Raw genomic sequence first — 4,791 nt, forward strand, 5'->3', positions numbered from 1 at the left:
ATGACGATGGCGATCTGGCCCACGACTGCACCTGCCCGCGTGCCGCCGATGGTTACTTCTGCAAACATTGTGTAGCGCTCGGATTGGCGTGGCTGGCCGAAAATTCCGCTTCCGCATCCGGCACGAAGGCCAGGCGCGATCCGTGGCGTGACATCAAGGACTATCTGTTCACCCAAACCCCTGAAAGCTTGATCGGGCAGTTGCTGGATGTCGCCCGGCGCGACGAGCGGCTTTACCAGTCCTTGTTACTCAAGGCCGAGCAAATCGGGGAGGGTGGCAACGTGGACAAGGCTTACCGTCGGGCCATTGATCACGTGACACGCGTCAATGGTTATGTCGATTGGCGTGAGGTTCGTACATTCGCCGGCAATATCGACGAAGTGGTCGATTCGCTGGCTGAACTGCTTAAGCCCGACACGGCTACCCTGCTGGTGGATCTGGCCGAATATGCCATCGAACAGGTGGAAAAATCGCTGGAGCAGGTTGACGACTCGAATGGCGAGATTGGCGGTATCGTCTGCCGCTTGGGCGAATTGCATGTGCAGGCCTGCACCATGGCGCGACCCGATCCTGCCGACCTGGCCGAACGCCTCTTCGAGTTGGAGACCACGCTGCCTTTTGGTGTGTGCAGCTTCGATGTCAAAACCTATCGCGATGCCCTTGGCAATGCAGGCCTGCTCCGCTATCGAGAACTGGTGGAAGCCGAGTGGCGCAAGCTGAAGCCACGCGCTGCGCAGGACGGCTACGATTACCAGCGGGCGAAGATCACACGCATCATGGAGAAAGTGGCCGAGGCCAGCGGCGATGTGGATGAACTGGTGGCGATCAAGTCGCAGGATCTCACCCGGGGTTATCACTATCTTGAAATCGCCGAAATCTGGACCAAGGCAGGGCAGCCGGAAAAGGCGCTGGAGTGGGCGGAACGTGGCTTGGCAGCTTTCCCTGACCACCCCGATAACCGCCTGCGTGATTTTCTGGTAGCGATTTATCTTGAACGCGAATGTAACGACGAGGCGCTGCAGTTGACCTGGGTCCAGTTCGAGGAAAGGCCAAGCCTCGAACTCTACAGGAAGCTGCACGCTGTGGCAGGCCAGCTCGGTCGCTGGCCGGAGCAGCGAAACCGGGCCTTGGCCAGGGTGAGCGAGGTCATCGCCAGTGCGGCAAACACAAGGAGCCAATGGAAGCCAAAACCATCGTCGCCCGATTACTCGCTGCGCATGGAAATCGCGTTGTGGGAGGATGATCTGGATGCCGCCTGGTCGACCGCGCTTCAAGGTATCTGCAATCGCAATCTGCTCGTCACGCTGGCCGGGAAGGTCGAATCCGAGCGCCCCGGCGATGCCGTCATCCTCTACCGGCGGGTGGTACCGCCCATCGTCGAGCAGACCGGCAACGCGGCGTATGAAGAGGCGATCAGGCTGGTGCGCAAGGTGGGCGGGTTGATGCAGGCGCTGAACCAGACCCGGCAATTTGGCGACTACCTCGCCGAATTGCGTGTGCAGTTCAAACCGAAGCGGAATTTCATCAAACTGCTGGATGGCGTGGCGCGCTCGACGCTCGGCGTGAAATGAAACTTTACTCAGTTTGTTGGAACCGGCTGGAGCAGTACCTCAGCTTGACCGTCTTTCGGCGAATATAATGGTCGCACCATGAGTGACCACGAGCACCACAGCCATCACGAGCATCACCATCACGCGGACGCCGGTCCGCGCCTGATCTGGGCCTTGCTGCTGACGCTCGGCTTCGCGGCGGTCGAGGCGGTGGCCGGTTTCTGGTCCGGGTCGCTGGCGCTGCTTGGTGATGCCGGGCACATGGTGACCGATAGTGCATCGCTCGGTCTGGCGGCTTTTGCCGTGTGGCTGGCCCGGCGTCCTCCCTCGCGCCGCCACACCTACGGCCTGGGCCGCGTCGAAACGCTGGCTGCCTTGCTCAATGTCATGTTCATGGTGCTGGTGGTGGTCGGCATCTCGGTGGCGGCAATCCATCGTTTTCTTGAACCGACGTCAATCAATGGCGAGGCGGTTACGCTGGTGGCGATCGTCGGCTTGCTGATCAATGTGGGCGTCGCCTGGCTGCTGATGCACGGTGAGCAGACGATGAATACGCGCGGCGCCCTGTTGCACGTGCTCGGCGATCTGCTCGGCTCGGTGGCGGCGCTGGTCGCTGGTGCGGTGATCATGTTCACCGGGTGGACGCCGATCGATCCACTGCTCTCGCTGCTCATCTGCCTGCTGGTTCTTGTCTCCAGCCTGCGCCTGTTGCGCGAAGTGTTGCAGGCTTTGCTCGAAGGGGTGCCGGCGCATCTTTCCGTCGAGCAGATCGGGCAGGCGCTGGCCGCCGTGCCAGGCGTCAGCTCGGTACACGATCTGCATATCTGGACACTGTCGTCGAATCGCATCGCGCTGTCGGCGCATCTGCTGGTCGACTCCTTTGCCAAGTGGCCTGAGGTTCTTGCTGCTGCGCAGCACGTGCTGCTGCATCAGGGAATCTCGCATGTCACCCTGCAACCCGAAGCGGCCGTGCATGCCGTGCGCTGGATGTCGCGAACCACCGATGCCGGTGCAGTGATCGACGGCGACAGTGCAGTAAAACGAGAGAATGCGAAATGAGAGTGCTGGTGCAGCGCGTCGCTTCGGCGCGGGTTGAGGTTGAAGGCGAAGTGACTGGCGCCATCGGCGCCGGTCTGCTGCTTCTGGTGGGCGTTGAAGACGCTGACGGCGAGGCCGATATTGTCTGGCTCTCGGCCAAGCTGAGCAAATTGCGCATCTTTCCCGATGCGGCCGGGGTGATGAATCGCAGCCTCATCGAAAGCGGGGGCGAGGCGCTGGCGGTCAGTCAATTCACGCTCTTTGCATCGCTCAGGAAAGGCAATCGGCCCGCCTGGAGTCGCGCTGCCGGTGCCGAGATTTCGCGGCCGTTGTTCGATCGGTTTGTCCGTCAGCTTGAGCACGATCTGGGGCGCCAGGTGGCGACCGGTGTTTTCGGCGCCGACATGAAGATCCATCTGGTTAACGACGGGCCGGTCACGATCGCCATCGATTCGCGAAATCCGGAATAAACGGGGCCATGCCAGTGGCAATGATTTGCCGGAAGCAGGCGAAGCCCGATGGTAAAATGCTCATCATTCTATTTCCTTTGAAGCGAATCCATGTTTGCACGTTTTATGCCCCAGGAGGGCAAGTTCTTTGAACTGTTCAATGCCCATGCGCAACAGGTTGTTCTGGGCAGTGAGGCGCTGGTCGTTTTGCTGAGCGTGCTCAATGATTCCGATGAGGCTGCGGCCAGGCAATGTGAAATCATCGATACCATCGAGCATCAAGCCGATGACATTGCCCACGAGACGATGCGGCAACTGCACAAGTCCTTCATAACGCCGCTTGATCGCGAAGAGATTCATCAACTGATAACCAGCCTCGACGACATTCTCGATCTTATCCAGGATGTCGCGCACACCGTGACACTCTATGACGTCAGGCATGTTTCAACGGAAGCCATCACGCTCGGCGATCTCTGCCGCTCGTGCTGTGAGCGAGTGCGTGCCGCAGTGATCCTGTTGCCATCGATGGACAATGGGCCGGAAATCCTGACGATTTGCCACACGATCAACGAGCTTGAATCAGCGGCCGATCGCGAGATGCGCGGGGCGATGTCCCGACTGTTCCGGGAAGAACCGGATGTGCGGGAACTGATCAAGTTCAAGGCCATTTACGAACTCCTCGAAACCGTGACCGATCGCTGCGAGGATGTGGCGAACATCATCGAAGGTATCGTCCTCGAAAACTCCTGATCGGCGCTGTCCATGGAAACGGTGAACATCAGTCTGGGCGTCGTGGTCTTTCTCGTTGCTCTGGCGCTGGCCTTCGACTTCATGAACGGGTTTCATGACGCCGCCAACGCCATCGCAACGGTGGTCTCGACGCGTGTATTGCGGCCGCAGACCGCAGTCATGCTGGCGGCATTCTTCAACGTTGTTGCCTTTTTCGTTTTCCAGCTCAAGGTGGCGACAACAGTCGGCAAAGGCACTGTCGATCCGGCAATCATCGATCATTACGTTGTTTTTGGCGCTCTTGTCGGGGCCATCACATGGAATGTCATCACCTGGTATTACGGCATCCCCTCTTCATCTTCGCATGCGTTGATCGGCGGGCTGGTCGGCGCCGCGCTGGCCAAGGCCGGCCCCGCAGCGCTGATTGCCAGCGGCATTCTCAAGACCGTGGTTTTCATTCTGGTTTCGCCCCTGCTTGGCATGCTGCTCGGTTCGTTGATGATGCTTTTGGTGTCATGGGCCTGCCGGCGGGCGACGCCGCGCGGGGTTGACAAGTGGTTTCGCCGTTTGCAGTTGGTTTCAGCCTCGCTGTACAGCCTCGGGCATGGCGGTAACGATGCACAAAAGACCATGGGCATCATCTGGATGCTGTTGATCGCGGCTGGAATTTCTGAATCCAGCGATCCCTTGCCGATGTGGGTTGTGCTCTCGTGTTATACGGCGATCGGACTGGGCACCCTGTTCGGTGGCTGGCGCATCGTCAAGACGATGGGGCAGAAGATAACCAAACTGAAGCCCGTGGGCGGTTTCTGTGCTGAAACGGGTGGAGCGATTACGCTCTTTCTGGCAACGTCCCTGGGTATCCCCGTTTCGACGACGCATACGATCACCGGCGCCATTGTCGGGGTCGGTGCAACAAGAAAGCTTTCGGCGGTGCGCTGGGGGGTGGCCGGGAACATTGTCTGGGCCTGGGTTCTGACGATTCCCTGTAGCGCAATCATCGCTGCCGTTTTTTGGTACCTTGG

The 4,791-nt window shown here is 59.6% G+C and carries 5 protein-coding genes; all 5 read left to right on the plus strand.

The features are described from left to right. The coding region (locus tag JNM42_RS15600; protein WP_294272167.1) for a DUF6880 family protein at positions 1-1,571 on the plus strand (1,571 nt) is incomplete at its 5' end. 78 nt (positions 1,572-1,649) lie between these two features. Further along, positions 1,650-2,609 (plus strand): cation diffusion facilitator family transporter, encoded by a 960-nt coding sequence (locus JNM42_RS15605; RefSeq protein ID WP_294272169.1) that lies wholly within the window; start codon positions 1,650-1,652, stop codon positions 2,607-2,609. Continuing rightward, on the plus strand, positions 2,606-3,058 hold the full coding sequence (dtd, locus tag JNM42_RS15610) for a D-aminoacyl-tRNA deacylase (protein ID WP_294272172.1): 453 nt from the start codon (positions 2,606-2,608) through the stop codon (positions 3,056-3,058). Before JNM42_RS15605 ends, dtd begins: the two co-directional genes overlap by 4 nt. 90 nt (positions 3,059-3,148) lie before the next feature. Then, positions 3,149-3,787, plus strand: a complete 639-nt coding sequence (locus JNM42_RS15615) for a DUF47 domain-containing protein (protein WP_294272175.1) — start codon at positions 3,149-3,151, stop codon at positions 3,785-3,787. A gap of 12 nt (positions 3,788-3,799) precedes the next feature. Further along, on the plus strand, positions 3,800-4,791 hold a 992-nt coding region (locus tag JNM42_RS15620), incomplete at its 3' end, for an inorganic phosphate transporter (RefSeq protein ID WP_294272179.1).

The organism is Propionivibrio sp. (assembly GCF_016790145.1).
In the GTDB taxonomy this organism is placed as follows: Bacteria; Pseudomonadota; Gammaproteobacteria; order Burkholderiales; family Rhodocyclaceae; genus Propionivibrio.